The 16,890-nt window shown below is 58.3% G+C and carries 16 protein-coding genes; 15 read left to right on the top strand and 1 reads right to left on the bottom strand.

The genetic code is table 11. The annotated features are described in order from the left end of the window. The first annotated feature begins 32 nt into the window (after positions 1–32). The 12 genes from PM3016_RS00260 (at position 33) to PM3016_RS00315 (ending at position 11,408) form a co-directional block, all read left to right on the top strand. Positions 33–437: a F0F1 ATP synthase subunit epsilon gene (locus PM3016_RS00260; protein ID WP_013913872.1), complete on the top strand. Its 405-nt coding sequence runs from the start codon at positions 33–35 to the stop codon at positions 435–437. A 396-nt stretch (positions 438–833) separates the two neighbouring features. Further along, positions 834–1,199: an NADH-quinone oxidoreductase subunit A gene (locus tag PM3016_RS00265; RefSeq protein WP_013913873.1), complete on the top strand. Its 366-nt coding sequence runs from the start codon at positions 834–836 to the stop codon at positions 1,197–1,199. Beyond that, on the top strand, positions 1,184–1,702 hold the full coding sequence (locus PM3016_RS00270) for a NuoB/complex I 20 kDa subunit family protein (RefSeq protein WP_013913874.1): 519 nt from the start codon (positions 1,184–1,186) through the stop codon (positions 1,700–1,702). The genes PM3016_RS00265 and PM3016_RS00270 overlap by 16 nt, the downstream gene beginning before the upstream one ends. Continuing rightward, positions 1,699–2,856, top strand: a complete 1,158-nt coding sequence (locus PM3016_RS00275) for an NADH-quinone oxidoreductase subunit C (protein ID WP_014368082.1) — start codon at positions 1,699–1,701, stop codon at positions 2,854–2,856. Before PM3016_RS00270 ends, PM3016_RS00275 begins: the two co-directional genes overlap by 4 nt. A gap of 6 nt (positions 2,857–2,862) precedes the next feature. Beyond that, positions 2,863–3,966, top strand: a complete 1,104-nt coding sequence (locus PM3016_RS00280) for an NADH-quinone oxidoreductase subunit D (protein ID WP_013913876.1) — start codon at positions 2,863–2,865, stop codon at positions 3,964–3,966. Next, entirely contained in the window at positions 3,966–4,973 is a 1,008-nt protein-coding gene (gene nuoH / locus PM3016_RS00285) for an NADH-quinone oxidoreductase subunit NuoH (protein ID WP_014368083.1), read from the top strand. The genes PM3016_RS00280 and nuoH overlap by 1 nt, the downstream gene beginning before the upstream one ends. Positions 4,974–5,022: 49 nt before the next feature. Then, positions 5,023–5,466, top strand: a complete 444-nt coding sequence (gene nuoI, locus PM3016_RS00290; RefSeq protein ID WP_013913878.1) for an NADH-quinone oxidoreductase subunit NuoI — start codon at positions 5,023–5,025, stop codon at positions 5,464–5,466. Beyond that, positions 5,467–5,994, top strand: a complete 528-nt coding sequence (locus PM3016_RS00295; protein ID WP_013913879.1) for an NADH-quinone oxidoreductase subunit J — start codon at positions 5,467–5,469, stop codon at positions 5,992–5,994. It begins immediately after the preceding gene. A 5-nt stretch (positions 5,995–5,999) separates the two neighbouring features. After that, positions 6,000–6,317, top strand: coding sequence for an NADH-quinone oxidoreductase subunit NuoK (gene nuoK, locus PM3016_RS00300; RefSeq protein ID WP_013913880.1), 318 nt, complete (start codon positions 6,000–6,002; stop codon positions 6,315–6,317). A 58-nt stretch (positions 6,318–6,375) separates the two neighbouring features. Then, positions 6,376–8,268, top strand: a complete 1,893-nt coding sequence (gene nuoL / locus PM3016_RS00305) for an NADH-quinone oxidoreductase subunit L (protein WP_014368084.1) — start codon at positions 6,376–6,378, stop codon at positions 8,266–8,268. Continuing rightward, positions 8,258–9,883 carry a complex I subunit 4 family protein gene (locus PM3016_RS00310; protein WP_014368085.1) on the top strand — a complete coding sequence of 542 codons (1,626 nt, stop codon included), beginning with the start codon at positions 8,258–8,260 and terminating at the stop codon, positions 9,881–9,883. The genes nuoL and PM3016_RS00310 overlap by 11 nt, the downstream gene beginning before the upstream one ends. A 4-nt stretch (positions 9,884–9,887) precedes the next feature. Next, a complete protein-coding gene (locus tag PM3016_RS00315; protein ID WP_013913883.1) occupies positions 9,888–11,408 on the top strand; it encodes an NADH-quinone oxidoreductase subunit N in 1,521 nt (506 codons plus the stop codon). A 176-nt stretch (positions 11,409–11,584) separates the two neighbouring features. Here the strand turns inward: PM3016_RS00315 and PM3016_RS00320 are convergent, their stop codons facing one another. After that, positions 11,585–12,055: a MarR family winged helix-turn-helix transcriptional regulator gene (locus PM3016_RS00320; protein WP_013913885.1), complete on the bottom strand. Its 471-nt coding sequence runs from the start codon at positions 12,053–12,055 to the stop codon at positions 11,585–11,587. Positions 12,056–12,327: 272 nt separating this feature from the next. On the opposite strand from PM3016_RS00320, the gene PM3016_RS00325 reads away from it, so the two are divergent. The 3 genes from PM3016_RS00325 to murA all read left to right on the top strand — a co-directional run bounded on the left by PM3016_RS00325 (position 12,328) and on the right by murA (position 16,681). Further along, complete coding sequence (locus PM3016_RS00325; protein ID WP_014368087.1) at positions 12,328–14,847, top strand: S8 family serine peptidase; 2,520 nt, start codon at positions 12,328–12,330, stop codon at positions 14,845–14,847. 115 nt (positions 14,848–14,962) lie between these two features. Beyond that, the gene (locus tag PM3016_RS00330) at positions 14,963–15,214 is read left to right on the top strand and encodes a DUF1146 family protein (protein ID WP_013913887.1); all 252 of its coding nucleotides are present in this window, start codon (positions 14,963–14,965) and stop codon (positions 15,212–15,214) included. Positions 15,215–15,355: 141 nt separating this feature from the next. Further along, a complete protein-coding gene (murA, locus tag PM3016_RS00335) occupies positions 15,356–16,681 on the top strand; it encodes a UDP-N-acetylglucosamine 1-carboxyvinyltransferase (protein ID WP_014648987.1) in 1,326 nt (441 codons plus the stop codon). Positions 16,682–16,890: the final 209 nt, after the last annotated feature.

The raw sequence follows: 16,890 nt of genomic DNA on the forward strand, positions 1-16,890 counted from the left end.
AACGGTAGGCTTACGTAGGAGGAGGGATCCAAGTGAGCACATTCCTGTTGGAAATCGTGACCCCAGAGCGCAAAGTGTATGCCGAGCCGGCTAACATGATCGTCGTAAAGGGTGTCGAAGGGGAGCTTGGAATTCTGCCGAATCACATTCCAATGGTTACTCCACTCCGGATCGCTGCTGTTACCGTGAAGAAACAGGGCGCGAAGGATGAGCAAATCGCTGTTCATGGCGGTTTTATGGAAGTACGCCGGGATAAAGTGGTTATTTTGGCGGAAAGCGCGGAGCTTCCCGGCCAAATTAATCTGGAGCGTGCACAGGCGGCTAAAGGCCGTGCTGAGCAGCGCCTCGCTGCTAAGAAGGATCAAATCGACTTCAAGCGGGCTGAGCTCGCACTGCAGCGCGCAATGACCCGGATTAATGTGGGCGGCGGACAGTAATACAAGATACGGATGATGAACGGCGGGCTTGAGTTTCCCGCCGTTTTCTTATCCTTTTAACGAAAGCGCTATCATATATACAATGAAAATACGGAGCAAAATTGCGCAGGTTTTCGACAAAGGGACGTATGCAGCTGGTATAAATTGCACAATATAAATTAGAAATAAGCTAGTGGTAGGGCTCATGGTGCCTCGTGTACTTCCTGAAAATGTTAGACACCCCAAAAGGCATTTGTTATAATTGGGAAGGCATATATTAACAGTAGTTAAGTTCATTCATTTGGTTTCCTGCAGCCTTCGTTCTATGGGCGACGGCAGAGATGCTCCGGTGTGCGGTAAGAAGAATGCCGCATCTGTACAAGTTCAAACTACATAGAGGGAGGCGGTTCGTTCACGATGTACTTTAATAACTACGTGGTCGTAACGATATTTCTCTTCTTAGGCGTGATCCTTCCGGTTGTAGCGCTTACATTCGGACGGCTGCTGCGACCCCACAAGCCTGTGGAAGAGAAATATACTACCTATGAAAGCGGTAACGAGCCGGTCGGTGAAGGACAAGTCCGTTTTAACATCCGCTACTATCTCTTCGCGCTGATGTTTGTCATCTTCGACGTGGAAACCGTGTTCTTGTATCCATGGGCCGTTGCGTATAAGCAATTAGGCTTGTTTGCGCTTGTAGAGATGTGTATATTCGTCGGTCTGCTCATCATAGGCTTACTCTATGCCTGGAAGAAGAAGGTGCTGCAATGGACTTCAATTTAGAGAATATCACTCCGGAAGAGCGTGAGGAACTGGATCGCAACGTATTCATGACTACGCTGGAGCAGATCAAGGCGTGGGCCCGCAGCAACTCGCTGTGGCCGCTTACATTCGGACTGGCCTGCTGTGCGATCGAGATGATGGGTACGGGTGCGTCGCATTATGACCTCGACCGGTTCGGCGTCATCTTTCGGACTTCTCCCCGTCAATCCGACGTGATGATCGTGGCCGGTACGGTCACGAAGAAAATGGCACCGCTGCTTCGCCGTCTGTACGAGCAGATGCCCGAACCCAAATGGGTCATCGCGATGGGTTCCTGTGCGACGGCCGGCGGACCTTACGTCAAATCGTACGCTGTAGTCAAAGGCGTGGACCAAGTGGTGCCGGTCGACGTCTATATCCCCGGCTGTCCGCCCAATCCGGCGGCGCTGATCTATGGGATCAACAAGCTGCAGGAGAAGATTCGTTACGAAGCGAAAACCGGTAAGCAGGTGACAAGCCGATGAGCGATGAGGAGAAAAAAGCAAAAGACGGCGATACCCCGGAACGCAAAGACGACCGCGGGCTTGGATTCACTTCCGAAGGCGGAGGATTCATCACAGCCGAGGATACGGCCGGCAACACGAAGGTTGGGGACTCAGCTGGAGGCGGTGAAGGGGAGGCGCAGAACAGCGGGAAGCCCGGAACGGTCGACCCGCATTCGGAAGCACGCACCTTCGGTGAGCCGGAGGAAGGCGAAGAGCGTCAGGGCAATACGACGCCGGGCGTGAAGGCTCCGCTGATGAGCGGTGAACCGCGCATCGCTGAAGGCGCAGCGCTCGCCAAGGCGGGCGGCGCCGGTGAGCCGCCGGGAGGCTACGCTGACGTGCCGAAGGCGGAGGGCAAGGAGCCGGAGGGCGGAGCAGCCGAAGCGCCGAAGAGCGCCGCGGATGCGCCGAACAGCGCCGCGGATACCGAGCGCGAGGCGAAGGTAAAGGCCGCCGCGGAGGCGCGGGCGGCAAGGCTTGCCGCGAAGGCGGCGCAGACGGCGGAGGCCGGCGATGCCCCGGCTGCGGAGCGGGCGGCACCGACCGACGCCGAAAAGGAGGCGAAGGCCAAGGCCGCTGCGGAGACGAGAGCGGCGCGTGCCAGCGCACGGGCGGCGAAGCCCGAAGGGGCCGAGCCGGAGGCGCCGAAGGAGCCGTCGCCGAAGCAGCCGCTGCTGGACCGGCTGACGGCGATCCTGAAGGAGTTCCGCGAGGGCATCGTGGAAGATGCGGTGGTCAATGAGAAGGGCGGGCATATCCCGACCGTCTATATCAAGGCGGAGGCTTGGCCGGAGACAGCCGACATGCTGCGCACCCACCCGGAGCTCGGTCTTCACTATCTAAGAAATGTGTCGGGCGTCGATATGGAGACCCACATGGAAGTGGTGTATCATTTCATCTCGCTTGAGCACAAGCAGGATTACTGCTTCAAGGTGAAGACCGACCGGGAGAACCCGTCGATTCCGTCGATTACGCCCATTTTTCCTACGGCCGACTGGAATGAACGGGAGATCTACGACTTGTTCGGTATCGATTTTCCGGGACATCCCGACCTGCGCCGTATCATGATGGCCGACGATTGGGTAGGCCATCCCCTGCGCAAAGACTATGAGCCGATCGACCCGGAGGTGTAATGGAGCTTGGCCATTCGAACGGAAGAACTGCTGCTCAACGTAGGTCCGCAGCATCCGAGTACTCACGGCGTGTTCCGGATCGTCGTAAAGCTGGATGGGGAGATCATTACGGAAGCGATTCCGGTTATGGGATACCTGCACCGCGGTACGGAGAAGCTGGCGGAGAACCTGACTTATACCCAGATCATTCCTTACACCGACCGGATGGATTATGTGTCGGCGATGACCAATAACTATGTTCTCGTCCATGCCGTGGAGAAGCTCATGGGACTGGAGATTCCCGAGCGGGCCGAATTCATGCGGCTGATCGTGATGGAGCTGCAGCGGATTGCGAGCCACATGGTATGGTGGGGAACGTATCTGCTTGATATCGGGGCAATGAGTCCTTTCCTGTATGCATTCCGCGACCGCGAGATCATTATCGATCTCTTCAACGAGCTGTGCGGGGCCCGGCTGACGTACAACTACATGCGGGTCGGCGGGGTCAAGTGGGATGCGCCGGAGGGCTGGATCCAGAAGGTTCGCGATTTCATTCCTTACATGCGGGGAAAGCTGGACGAGTACAATGAGCTTGTCAGCGGCAACGAGATTTTCCTGGCCCGGATCAAGGGGATTGGCAAGTATGATGCGGAGACCGCCATCGCTTATGGGCTCAGCGGGGCTAATCTGCGCTGCACCGGTGTGGATTGGGACATCCGCAAGGCCCAGCCGTACAGCTTGTACAGCCGTTTCGAGTTCGATGTGCCTACGAGCACGGTCGGTGACTGCTATGCCCGATACCTGCTGCGTCTGGAGGAGATCCGCCAGTCGTTGCGGATTCTCGAACAGGCGCTGGAACAGTTCCCCGAAGAAGGGGAAATCATGGGCAAGGTGCCCCGGGTGCTTCGTCCGGCCGAAGGGGAGGTGTATGCGGCGATCGAATCCCCACGCGGTGAGATCGGCGTTCATCTCATCTCGAAGGGCAAGGATAAGCCGTACCGTCTCAAGTTCCGCCGTCCGTCCTTCGTGAACCTGCAGATTCTGCCGAAGCTGCTCGTCGGTGAGACGATGACGAACTTGATCACGATACTCGGAGGCATAGATATCGTTGTCGGGGAGGTGGACTGCTGATGCCGGAGCTGCTGCAGGAATCACTGACATTCACGAACTTTATGATTTTCCTGGCATGGGGCGTAGTGATGCTGCTTGTCGTCCTCGGTTTTGTTACGTACGCGATCTACTTCGAGCGCAAAGTCATCGGGTGGATGCAGCTGCGGATCGGTCCGAACCGTGTAGGTCCGCTCGGACTGCTGCAGAGTGTCGCCGACGTAACCAAGCTGCTCATCAAGGAGGATACGATACCGCGCAAGGCCGAACGGGAGCTGTTCATTCTGGCTCCGGTCATCACGTTCATCCCGGCCTTTACGGTGGTGGCCACCATCCCGTTCACGGAACGGCTGATCTCCAGCTCCCTCAATGTAGGGGTGCTGTTCTACGTCGCCCTCTCCGGGATCTCGACCATCGGAATCGTGCTCGGAGGCTGGGCATCCAACAACAAGTATGCGCTGCTCGGCGGGATGCGTTCCGCTGCGCAGATGATTTCGTACGAGATTCCGCTCGTCATCTCCATCGTCGGCATTATCATGATGACGGGCAGCATGAACCTGAATACGATCGTAGAAGGGCAGGCCGGCGGCTTCTGGCACTGGAACTTCCTTCCGCAGATCATCGGTTTCGGCGTATTCGCCATCGCAGCCGTCTCCGAGCTGAACCGGACCCCATTTGACCTGCCGGAGGCGGAGTCCGAGCTTGTCGCAGGCTATCACGTGGAGTACAGCGGCTTCCGGTTCGCTTTCTTCATGCTGGCGGAGTACGTATATGTATTCGCGATCGCCGGATTAACCACCACGCTGTTCCTCGGCGGCTGGCATGCCCCGCTGCCGTTCCTGGAGTTCATCCCGGGCATCGTCTGGTTCCTGCTCAAATTCTCGTTCATCGTCTTCTTCCTGTTCTGGCTGCGTGCGACGCTTCCCCGCGTCCGGGTGGACCAGCTGATGGGACTCGGATGGAAGGTACTGCTTCCGCTGGCGCTCATTAATATTTTCGTGACGGCGCTCTATATGGCCATCGCGATGTAAGACTGGCTGCGCCGGCAGCCCATGCTGCTTACGAAAGGGTGAGTTGGATATGAAAGGCATCGTGAAGGGGCTCGGCGTCACCTTGAAGAGCATGACCCAGAAAAAAGTGACCTATGCCTACCCTGACGTTCCGCTGAATATGCCGGACCGCTTCCGGGGGATCCAGCATTTTGATCCCGAGAAGTGCATTGTCTGCAACCAATGCGCCCGGATTTGTCCGACCGAGTGCATCAACCTGATCGGCAAACCGAACCCGGACCCGGAGAAGAAGGGCAAGGTTATCGATACGTACGATATCAACTTCGAAATCTGCATCCTGTGTGATCTATGCACCGAGGTCTGCCCGACCGAAGCGATCGTCATGACCAATAACTTCGAGCTGTCGACCTACAGCCGGGATGATCTCTTCAAGAACCTGCAGTGGCTCAATGAGAATAACACCAATGTGCGCAAGGAGAACAACTCCGCACTTCCGAAAGGCGGGGCGAAGTAGATGTTCGAGAATATGACCGAGTTTCTGTCGAGCGGAGAGAATATCGCTTTTTTCTTCTGTGCGCTGCTGGCGATCGGCGGAGCGATCTTCATGATATCGTTCACCAAGGTCGTTCATATGGTGCTGGCGCTGGCACTGACCTTCATCTCGATGGCGGGGCTGTACATTGTGCTTGAGGCCGAATTCGTAGCGGTGGTGCAGATTCTGATCTATGCCGGCGCGATCTCGATTCTCATGATCTTCGGGATCATGATGACAAAGCATACGAAGGAAGAAGAGGAAGAGCCGAAGCGGCCGTGGCACCAGGTGCTGCTGTTCATCGGAGCTGCCGGGTTGTTCGGTGTCATCTTCTACGCCATCCAGCAGTCCGAGATCCCGTCGGGCCAGTTTCCTCAGGTGGCTGACAATACGCTGGAGATCGGCAAGCTCCTCTTCTCCGCGCATGTCATTCCTTTCGAGCTGATGAGTGTGCTGCTGACCGTGGCCTTCATCGGAGCCATCGTCGTAGCAAAGAGAGAGGAGGACTAATGCCTATGGGTGCAACGGGTTTGGCCACACCTTATCTGACACTGGCTGCGATCTTGTTCTGCATCGGCTTGTATGGGGCGCTGTCCAAGAAGAATGCGGTCATTGTCCTTCTCTCCATTGAACTCATGCTCAACAGTGTGAACCTGAACCTGGTCGCCTTCTCCAAATACGGAGTGAAGCCGGGACTGACCGGTCAAATGTTCTCCTTGTTCAATATCACGGTAGCTGCGGCTGAAGCGGCTGTCGGGATCGCGATCCTTATCGCCCTGTACCGCAATAAGGGAACGACGGACGTGAACGAGATGGATTCGATGAAGCGGTAGGATACGCTTACGGGGGCAGCAATCGGCTTAACGTAAGCACGGAGGAGGATTTAAGCTCATGGTATCGGCTTATTCGCAGTATGCTTGGCTCATCCCGCTGTTTCCGCTGCTGTCGTTCCTGATCCTGACGGCAGCCGGCCGGACCCTTCGGGGAGCAGGGCCTTATATCTCCATCGTGGCCGCTTTCGCTTCGTTCGTTCTGGCCGTCCTGATCTTCTGGGAACGGGTCAGCGGCGGTGTGGAAGATTTCACGTGGAACAAATTGCAGTGGCTGCGGCTCGGCGACACCTCACTCACGATGGGGTTTGAGGTCACGAATCTCAATGCGCTGATGCTCGTCGTCGTCACGCTGGTCAGCCTGCTCGTCAATATTTACTCGACGGGCTACATGCATGACGATGAGCGGATTCACGTGTTTTTCGCCTATATTGCGCTGTTTACGTTCTCCATGCTGGGGCTTGTCATTTCGGAGAATCTCGTGCAGCTGTTCATCTTCTGGGAGCTGGTGGGGGTCTGCTCCTTCCTGCTCGTCGGGTTCTGGTATTTCAAGCCTGAAGCCCGGGCGGCAGCCAAAAAAGCATTTATTGTTACCCGTGTAGGCGATGTGGGGCTGTTCCTCGGCATGCTGCTCCTGTTCTGGGTGATGCCTGAGCATTCGCTCAGCTTCAGTGCCATCACCAATGCGTTTAACCAGGGGCAGATCCCGGAAGCAACCGCTACCTGGATTGCCATACTGATCTTCATCGGAGCGATGGGCAAGTCGGGCCAATTTCCGCTGCACACCTGGCTGCCGGATGCGATGGAAGGTCCGACACCGATCTCGGCCCTCATCCATGCCGCAACGATGGTGGCCGCAGGAGTCTACCTCGTCGCCCGGACGTATCCGATCTTCATGGAGGCGCCCACGGCGCTTACGGTTGTGGCCGCGGTCGGTGCCTTCACGGCCATCTTCGCCGCCACTATCGGCACGGCGCAGAATGACATCAAGCGCATTCTGGCCTACTCCACGGTCAGCCAGCTCGGCTATATGATGATGGCGCTCGGGATCGGCACGTCGGTTGCTTTAACGGCAGGCATCTTCCACCTGTTCACGCATGCCTTCTTCAAAGCTCTGCTGTTCCTCGGGGCCGGAAGCGTGATTCACGCCGTACATACGCAGGATATTCACGAGATGGGCGGCGTCGGCAGGCATATGAAAGTCACGGCATGGACGTTCGCGGTCGGGGCCCTGGCCCTCAGCGGCATCTTCCCGCTGTCGGGCTTCTGGTCCAAGGATGCGATCCTGACGGAAGCCTTGGTTCAAGGACATCCGGTGCTCTTTGCGGTCGGTCTGATCGCCGCTTTCTTCACCGCGTTCTATATGTCCCGCCTGTTCTTCCTGGTATTCACCGGCACCTCCCGCTCCCCGCAGGGCGGTCATGCACACGAGTCTCCGGTCTCGATGACCTTCCCTCTGATGGTACTGGCCGTACTGGCTGTGGCGGCAGGCTTCGTGTTCACACCGTTCAACCCATGGCTCGGCGGCTGGCTGACTGGGGAAGCACACGAAGAGCATGCGAATTACCTGGTGATGGTACTGTCGACGCTGGCGGGTCTGCTGGGGATCGGCCTCGGTTACCTCATGTACTACAAGCAGAGCGTCCGTTCCGACCTTGTGTCCGGTCCCGCCCCGGGTCTCTATACTCTGCTGAGCCGCAAGTATTATATCGATGAGCTGTACCAGCTGGTGATCGTCAGGCCCCTGCAGGGCATCGGTTCCCTGCTGCATCTCTTCGATGTTTACGTCGTGGACGGGGTCGTCCGTCTCTGTTCCTACGCGGTTACCGGCGCCGGCCGGCTCGGTTCGCGCATGCAGAACGGGCAGGTGCAGACGTATGGGCTGGCAACCCTGCTCGGACTTTTGATTCTGATGCTGGCGCTTGCGGGAAGGAGGTTCATCGATGCCGGATAACTTGCCTGTCTTGTCTCTGATTACGTTCTCACCACTCATCGGTGTGCTTCTGCTGCTCTTCATACCGAAGACCCAAGGCCAGTGGATCAAAACGGTGGCAGTGCTCACCACGGTAGTACCGCTGCTGCTGTCCGGTTGGCTGTATTACGATTTTAATGCCAACCTGGAAGGCATGCAGTTCAAAGAAGAAGTCCCCTGGATTCTTGTCCCGCTGAATAAGGAGACGCTGAGCGGACTGACGTCCTTCTTCTATCAGTTTAACTATGTGATGGCTGTCGACGGACTCTCGCTTCCGCTGGTCTTCCTGACCGCTCTCGTCGCCTTGATGGCGGCTCTGGCTTCCGTGTACATCAAGAAGCGCTGGAAGACGTACTTCATTCTCTTCCTGCTGCTGGAGACGGGTATGTTCGGCGTCTTCATGGCTCAGGACCTGTTCCTCTTCTTCGTCTTCTTCGAGGTTACCCTGATTCCCATGTTTTTCCTTATCGGGATATGGGGGTATATGGACCGGGAGCGGGCAGCCAACAAGTTCCTGATCTACAACGGGCTGGGCTCGGCGATCATGCTGATTGCCTTTCTGATCCTGGTCACCACCGCAGGCTTCATCCAGACGGCGGCCGGCGGCGGAACCTCCATTCATTACTCCGGTGATATCAACGTCATTACGGAGAACCTGTTCCAGAACGCGCAGTCCTATGTCAACCAGAATGATCCCTCAGGAAACAATCCGTTCTTTCTGAGCGAGACGATGAAGTGGGCGCTGTTCGTTCTCCTGCTCGTGGCGTTCGGCATCAAGCTTCCGATCTTCCCGTTCCATACGTGGATGCTCAAGGTACATACGGAAGCGCCGCCGTCCATCGTCATGATTCACTCCGGCATTCTGCTCAAAATGGGCGCCTACGGCCTCATCCGTTTTGGGATCCTGCTCTTCCCGCAGCAGGCCGTCGCCTGGGCCGGCGTATTGGCGGTACTCGGCGTCATCAACATCCTGTATGGTGCGGTGCTCGCCTTCGTCCAGAAGGAGTTCAAGCTTGTTCTGGCTTACTCGAGTATCAGCCATATGGGGATCGTGCTTCTCGGCATTGCAGCCTTCAACACGGTAGGACTGGAGGGCGCGATCTTCCAGCTCGTCTCCCACGGTCTGATCTCCGCGCTGATGTTCCTTCTGGTCGGCAGCATCCATGAGCGGACGGGAACGACAGAGCTTGGGAGCCTCGGCGGACTGGCCAAAAGCATCCCGTTCATCTCGGGCATTCTGCTTGTGGCGGGGATGGCCTCGCTGGGACTGCCGGGCTTGTCAGGCTTCGTGAGCGAATTCCTGGCTTTCCTCGGGCTGTTCGAATCGCATCCGGTGATCACCGCCGTCGGTGCGCTGGGTATTATTCTCGCTGCCGTCTACGTGCTTCGAGGGGTGCTCAGCATCACGTACGGCCCGCTTCAGGAAGGGCTGCCCGAGATGCGCGATGCCCGGCTGATCGAAGCCGTGCCGATGATCACACTGGTTGCGTTCATCGTGGTGCTGGGGATCTACCCCGCCGTGCTGAGCGGACCGCTGCATCAAACCGTAAGCAGCTTCGACCAATTCATCCACAGCGTCGCGAAGATAGGGGGGTAGACCGGTGGAATCTCCATTACAGTTACTTACCGCCGCGGACTTGGCCCTGCTCGCTCCGGAGCTGACCCTGGTCGCCGCCAGCGTGGTGCTGGCCCTGCTGGACTTGGTGCTGCCGAAGAGCAGCAGCCGTCATGTCCTCGGCTGGCTGTCCTTCGTCAGCATCCTGCTCTCCGCTTACTTTGTCGTCTCCATGCTGCATCCGGCCGAGCCGAAACAGCTGCTTCAGTTCAGCTACCGGGTCGATGACTTCGCGGGTGTGCTGAAGCTCGTGCTTCTGGCGGGAGCGGGACTGATCACGTTCATGAGTATCGGTTCCGTGAAGGAAGAGGATATTCCGCATCTAGGCGAGTTCTACTATCTCATCCTTCCGGCTACGCTCGGCGGCATGATCATGGCCTCCTCCGGAGAGCTCATCACCTTGTTCGTGGGACTGGAGCTGCTCAGCATTACTTCTTATATTCTCGTGGCCATGCGCAAAAGGAATCTCCAATCGAACGAAGGGGCCTTCAAGTACATCGTGCTCGGGGGCATCTCTTCGGCGATTATCCTGTACGGCATGTCTTTCCTCTACGGGATGACCGGATCGACGGTGATCGCCGAGATCAATGCGGGGCTGGGCCAAGCATCGCAGGGCATGCTGCCGCTCATGTATCTGAGCTTCTTCCTGCTCCTGGCCGGTTTCGGGTTCAAGGTGGCTGCGGCGCCGTTTCATATGTGGGCGCCGGATGTATACCAGGGGGCGCCTACCCCGGTTACCGCCTATCTGGCGGTCGTCTCGAAGGCAGCGGCCTTCGCCATCCTGTTCCGGGTGATCTACAATGTCTTCGGTGTAGGCGAGCTGATGGGCCAGCCGTTCCAGCAGGACGTGCTGCTGAGCCTGATGGTGGTGGCGGCCATTGCGATGGTCGCGGGGAACTTTGTCGCGCTGCGCCAGTCGAATCTGAAGCGGCTGCTCGCCTACTCGGGCGTAGCCAACTCGGGGTACCTGTTGGTGCCGATCGCGACACATTTCTCGCTCGTGCACTATTCCAACTTCTCGGAGTTCGCCTTTTACCTGATCGCTTACCTCTTCATGAACATCGGCATCTTCGCGGTACTGATGATCCTCGAGGGGGCGACGGGAGATTCGGAACTGAAAAGTCTGGCGGGCCTGTATTACCGGGCGCCCTGGACGGCGGTGGCGACAGTGCTGCTCGTGCTTTCGCTGGCGGGTCTGCCTCTCTCGGGAGGCTTCTTCGGGAAGCTGTACATCATGTTCGGCACGATGCAGACGCAGCATTACTGGCTGGCCGCCGTTCTGATCGGCACCAGCGTCGTCTCGTTCTACTATTACTTCGGATTCATCCGCCAGATGTTCATGCGCAGCAACGAGGAAGCAGGGGAGACCCGTATTCCGCTGACCCTTGGCATAACCATGTGGCTGTGTGCCGGTGCGAGCCTGCTTCTCGGGGTCATCCCGCACGTGGTGCTCGGCTATATCGACAGCATCTTCTCGCTGACGAAGGACCTGTTCTTCATGTTCTGACAGGTGCCCAGCCGGAAGGACCGGGGATAACACCCCGGGTGACCAAAAAGCAAAAACTCCATGATCCCTGTACAAAGGGAAGCATGGAGTTTTTTTTGTGCTGTGCGAAGGGTTGTAAGGGACCGGGGAGGAATTTATGCAGCGCCCTGGCCTGAGGCAATTTGACAGGAGCTTCGCTACCCCCGGTCCCCGTTACCCGTACGGCCGCCGGCTTCGTGCACGCGCTTCAGCAGCGACTTGAACTGCTGAAGCAGGCCCTCGAACTCGGCGGCCGACAAACAGGTCTGCTCCATCAGGGCCTGCGGCACGATCGCAGCCTGCTCGCGCAGAGCCTTCCCCTGCTCCGTGAGGCCGATGCGCACGACCCGCTCGTCTTCGGCGGAACGGTTGCGGGTGACGAGCCCCGAAGCCTCCAGCCGCTTCAGCAGCGGTGTCAGCGTGCCGGAGTCGAGATAGAGGGCTTCGCCGAGTTCCTTGACACTGCACTCCTGCCGCTCCCACAGGACCATCATGGCCAGGTACTGCGGATACGTAAGGCCGAGCCGCTCGAGGAACGGCTGATACAGCTTGGTGATTTCACGAGATGTGGCATAGATCGCAAAGCAGAGCTGATTGTCCAGCTGCAGAAGTTTGGCATTCTGGTCCATGCGGGCTATCCTTCTTCCGTCTAAAGGCATTTTCTCTAAGGTATCCCGAAACGGGAGGGATGTCAATTGAGGGGGGATGATGGAAGTAGGGGAGAAGGACCGGGAGCCGGTCATGCGGAAAATCCGGAAAGGGGTCGCACGGGCGGAGGCCCTGTCGAACTCATCAATAATCCTCTAAAGGTTTCGGATTCCAGTTGCAGGGAGAGGGTGGAACGCTTAGAATGGGATAATGGAGTAAGACCGCACATATCAGACAAAGGATCCTGCATGCGATGAACGCTACTAAATGGAAGCTGTCGACGCTAACGTCGTTAACTTGTCTCGCACTATGTCTGACCTTTACCCAAGCGGCCAGAGGGGCTGAAGCAAGCGATCCCCTGGCTGCCAAGCAAACGTACCTCGGACCGACCGGGATGACCAAGGCATGGGACATCTCGAAGGGAGCCGGGGGCGTGACCATCGCCATTGTGGACACGGGCGTGGATCTGAATCACCCGGACCTCAAAGGCAACCTGGTCCCCGGCGTGAACCTCATCCAGCCGGGACAGCCTCCGGCGGACGATAACGGCCACGGCACCAATGTGGCCGGGATCATCGGCGCCGCAGGCGGCAATGACAAGGGCATCGCGGGGATGCTCTGGCAGGCCCGCATCATGCCGGTGAAGGCACTGGAAGCCGACGGCTCGGGCGGAGAGACGATGCTCGGCGAAGGAATCCGCTACGCGGTGGATCATGGAGCCAAGATCGTCGTTCTGTCGCTGGGACTCAACAAGTATTCCGATTACCTCAGCGAGATCGTCAAGTACGCCGAGTCCAAGGATGTGCTGCTTGTCGCGGCGACCGGGAACGAAGGCAACCGGGTCAAGTACCCCGCCGCTTATCCTACAGTGCTCGCCGTCGGCGGCATGACGGCCGGCGGCGCCGTGGACACCCGTTCCAACACCGGCCCCGAGGTCGATGTGGTGGCCCCTTGGAATGTGTTCACCACGGCGCTTGGCGGCTCGTACGAAGCCAAGGACGGCACGTCCATGGCGGCTCCGCAGGTGGCTGCGGCAGCAGCCTTGCTGTGGGAACGATACCCGCAGATGAAGGCCCACCAGATCCGCCAGTGGGTGCGTCAGACGGCACAGGACCTCGGTCCGGCCGGCTGGGACCCCGGGACAGGCTATGGCCTGCTGCGGGTCGACAGGCTGCTCAGCGAACGGATCGCAGAGGATATGTACGAGCCGAACGACCGCAAGGACCAGGCGAAGACAGTCTCGAACGCCAAGTCCGTTACGGCCTCGTTCGCCAGCGGCACCGACGCCGACTGGTATGTCATCGATGCGCAGTATGACGGCACCGTAAGCCTGTCTTTTGCTATGGACAGCAGCATGACGGTCAGCGCACAGCACACCGATGCCTCGGGCGTGCTGTCGGCCAAGACGGTACAGGGCGGGGGCGCCGTGACGTTCCCGGTATCCAAAGGCCGCAGCTATGTGCAGCTGCAGCTGAAGGACCGGGGACAGGCGGAGGCCGTGCCCTACCGGATGACGACCTCGTTCGAGATCTATCGGGATGCGTTCGAGGATAATGACCGCCAGTTCAAGGCTTCCGTGCTGCCGTCCCGTACCTTGACGGTCAAGGGGACGTTCCACCAAACCGGCGATACGGATTGGTACGAATTCCCGGTGCCCGAATCGGGATCCATGCGGATCCGCCTCACGTCGGACACCGCCCGCATCGACCCTGTCCTGCTCGTGCAGAAGCAGGGGGAGAAGTCGGTCACGGTGGACTATGGGGATGACGGGGCCGAGGAGGGCTATGAGCTGACGGAGGTGTTCCCGGGATCTTACTATATCCGGGTGACCAACGTGAAGGAATACGCCAATGCGGTCGTGGGCGAGTATACGCTGAAGATCGAGTATGATGCGAAGCTGGCGGATCCGAACGAACCGAACAACAAGTCGTATCAAGCCACGGTGGTCTCCCTGGATACGCCTTATACCGGGCTGCTCGATAAGCCGAATGAGACCGACTGGTTCCAGTTCCGGGTGGAGCAGGAGAGCCGGGTCGGCATTGGGCTGACGGACATTCCGGCCGGGGTCAGCCTCTATATGCACCTGTACGACGGCTCGATGCGGTCGATCGCCTCGTCGATGAACGAGCAGGGCTCGGCTGTCCAGTCGCTAACGGGCAGGCTCGAGCCGGGAACGTACTATGTGAAGCTGACCTCCAGCGTGCCGTTCGATAACCGCATGTATGAGCTCACGGTGGAAGCGAAGCCGCTGCTCGGCGGGTATACGGATGTGAGCGGCCACTGGGCCCAAAGCGCTATCCTGACCCTGTCCGGCCGGGGAGTGATCAACGGCTATGAGGACTATCTGTTCCAGCCGGACCGGCCGATTACCCGGGCGGAGGCCACGGCGGTGCTTACGCGCGCTTACGGCCTCACGAAGGAGAAGGAGATCGCCTACAGCGATCTTGGCAGCGGCCACTGGGCCTATACATACATCGCCCGGGCAGCGCAGGCCGGGATTATCGAAGGCTATCCCGACCGGACCTTCGCGCCCGACCAGCCGGTATCCCGCATGGAGATGACCGCGATGCTGGCCAGGGGCGCCGGTATGAGCGGCAAGCGGAGGGGGGCAGTTCCTTTCACCGACGTGGACGAATCGTACTGGGGGACGGGACTGCTCAAACAGATGAAGGCCGAAGGGCTGATCGGCGGCTACGCGGACGGCACATTTCGTCCGGACCAGCAGGCAACGCGTGCGGAATTCGTTCAGCTGCTGGCCGGGATGCTCAAATAAACATTTGGCATTCCGGGCCTCCGGGCCCGATTAAAGATACAGCAACTTGGGTAAAAATCCATGACGAAGCCGCGGTTCAACCGGTGGCTTTCGCCAAAGCAAGGAGCTCCGAAGCATGGATTATGTCGATCAAATGAATGCGTCCATGGGACTTAAGGGTGTCATCAACATCGCCGTGGTTCTTGTGTTCATCGGGTTTTCCTGGTGGGCCCTTCAGGAATTGAAGCTGGAAGCGATCCTGAAGCGTCCCCGGAGCGCAGCGGCCAAAACGCTGCAGATCTTCCTCTCCATTGCCCTCGGTTACCAGGTCGCTCGGTTCGTGATTGATTACCTGGACTGGTCGACATGGTTCTCCAAGATGTTCTGAAATTCCTTTTTTCTCGAATAACCGAGGAGAATGTTGTCAACAATGGATAGTACAACCGATATAAATCTAAGCGGCCTCACGAATGGTATAGTGACCGGCGGCTACAAGCACATCATACAGAATACGCGGAGGGGGACCATGATGAGCAAAATTATCGTCCGCGGCGGCAAAAAGCTTTCCGGCAGAGTGAGAATTCACGGTGCCAAAAATGCCGTACTGCCGATCATCGCAGCCTCTATCTTGGGATCCGAAGGAGTCAGTGTCATTCATGACGCGCCTCCCTTGGACGACGTACTGGTCATCAATAAAGTACTTGAAAGCTTAGGCATTGCCGTGGAATACCGGAACGAAACGATCCGGGTCGATGCCGGACGCATCACCACCTGCGAGGCATCCTACGACCTTGTCCGCAAAATGCGGGCGTCCTTCCTTGTCATGGGACCTTTATTGACCCGGATGGGTCAGGCAAGAATTTCCCTGCCGGGCGGCTGTGCCATCGGGACAAGGCCGATCGATCAGCACCTGAAGGGCTTTGAGGCCATGGGGGCGGAGATCGAACTGGGCCAGGGCTACATTGAAGCCCGGGTCAACGGCCGGCTCAAGGGCGCGAAGATTTATCTTGATGTCGCAAGCGTCGGCGCGACCGAGAACATCATGATGGCGGCCGCTCTCGCAGAAGGCACGACCCTCATCGAGAACGCCGCCAAGGAACCGGAGATTGTGGACCTTGCGAATTACCTGAACGCTATGGGCGCGAAGATCCGCGGAGCGGGCACGGGCCTCATCCGGATTGACGGCGTGGAACGGCTTCAGGGGGCGGTGCACACCGTCATTCCGGACCGGATCGAAGCGGGTACATACATGATTGCCGCGGCGATTACCGGCAGCGACCTCTACGTAGAGGGCGCGATTGGGGATCACCTGCGGCCGGTCATCTCCAAGATGCAGGAGATGGGCGTGCAGATCGAAGAAGACGAGAACGGCATCCGGGTCTACACCGTAGGTCCGCTGAAGGCCGTAGACGTCAAGACGCTGCCGTATCCGGGCTTCCCGACCGATATGCAGTCGCAGATGATGGCGCTGCTGCTGACCGCCGAAGGCACCTCCATTGTGACGGAGACGGTATTCGAGAACCGCTTCATGCATGTGGAGCAGATGGCGAACATGAGCGCGCAGATCAAAGTCGAAGGACGGACGGCCGTCATCAGCGGCGGTGCCAGACTCCAGGGCGCCAAGGTGTGCGCAACGGACCTTCGGGCCGGTGCAGCCCTTATTCTTGCCGCGCTGGTAGCGGAAGGCGACACGGAGATCACGGGGCTGCATCATATCGACCGTGGTTACGTGGGCATCACCGAGAAACTGAGCCTGCTTGGCGCCGAGATCCGCCGGCTGCCGCTCGAGATCGTCGAGGAGACGGAGCGGGAAGAAGTGCTGCCGCTGTTCGCGGTGCAGCCGAGCCTGGCGTAAGAATGCCGGCAGGATGGATACGGAATTTCAGAGAGAACCGGTTTTTCCCGCAGGGGAGAGCCGGTTCTTTTTTTGTTGCTCCACGTCTGGTAGCCATAGAATGAGATTCTCATTTCCCTGCTCCTATTACCTGGTCATAGGGAAGAGAGAGGGAGAGCCGGGTTCTATTCTATCTTTCGGATTCATATAGTTAAGGTACCTGCAGCCGT

Origin of the sequence: Paenibacillus mucilaginosus 3016 (genome assembly GCF_000250655.1) — a bacterium.
Classification (GTDB): Bacteria; Bacillota; Bacilli; order Paenibacillales; family NBRC-103111; genus Paenibacillus_G; species Paenibacillus_G mucilaginosus.

Bases quoted from the DNA above. Each gene is read 5' to 3' on its own strand.
- PM3016_RS00275 (WP_014368082.1), top strand. From the start codon at position 1,699: ATGAGCGATGAGGAGAAAAAAGCAAAAGACGGCGATACCCCGGAACGC.
- PM3016_RS00270 (WP_013913874.1), top strand. From the start codon at position 1,184: ATGGACTTCAATTTAGAGAATATCACTCCGGAAGAGCGTGAGGAACTG.
- nuoH (WP_014368083.1), top strand. From the start codon at position 3,966: ATGCCGGAGCTGCTGCAGGAATCACTGACATTCACGAACTTTATGATT.
- nuoL (WP_014368084.1), top strand. From the start codon at position 6,376: ATGGTATCGGCTTATTCGCAGTATGCTTGGCTCATCCCGCTGTTTCCG.
- PM3016_RS00310 (WP_014368085.1), top strand. From the start codon at position 8,258: ATGCCGGATAACTTGCCTGTCTTGTCTCTGATTACGTTCTCACCACTC.
- PM3016_RS00325 (WP_014368087.1), top strand. From the start codon at position 12,328: ATGAACGCTACTAAATGGAAGCTGTCGACGCTAACGTCGTTAACTTGT.
- PM3016_RS00320 (WP_013913885.1), bottom strand. From the start codon at position 12,055: ATGGACCAGAATGCCAAACTTCTGCAGCTGGACAATCAGCTCTGCTTT.
- murA (WP_014648987.1), top strand. From the start codon at position 15,356: ATGAGCAAAATTATCGTCCGCGGCGGCAAAAAGCTTTCCGGCAGAGTG.
- PM3016_RS00295 (WP_013913879.1), top strand. From the start codon at position 5,467: ATGTTCGAGAATATGACCGAGTTTCTGTCGAGCGGAGAGAATATCGCT.
- PM3016_RS00265 (WP_013913873.1), top strand. From the start codon at position 834: ATGTACTTTAATAACTACGTGGTCGTAACGATATTTCTCTTCTTAGGC.
- PM3016_RS00330 (WP_013913887.1), top strand. From the start codon at position 14,963: ATGGATTATGTCGATCAAATGAATGCGTCCATGGGACTTAAGGGTGTC.
- nuoI (WP_013913878.1), top strand. From the start codon at position 5,023: ATGAAAGGCATCGTGAAGGGGCTCGGCGTCACCTTGAAGAGCATGACC.
- nuoK (WP_013913880.1), top strand. From the start codon at position 6,000: ATGGGTGCAACGGGTTTGGCCACACCTTATCTGACACTGGCTGCGATC.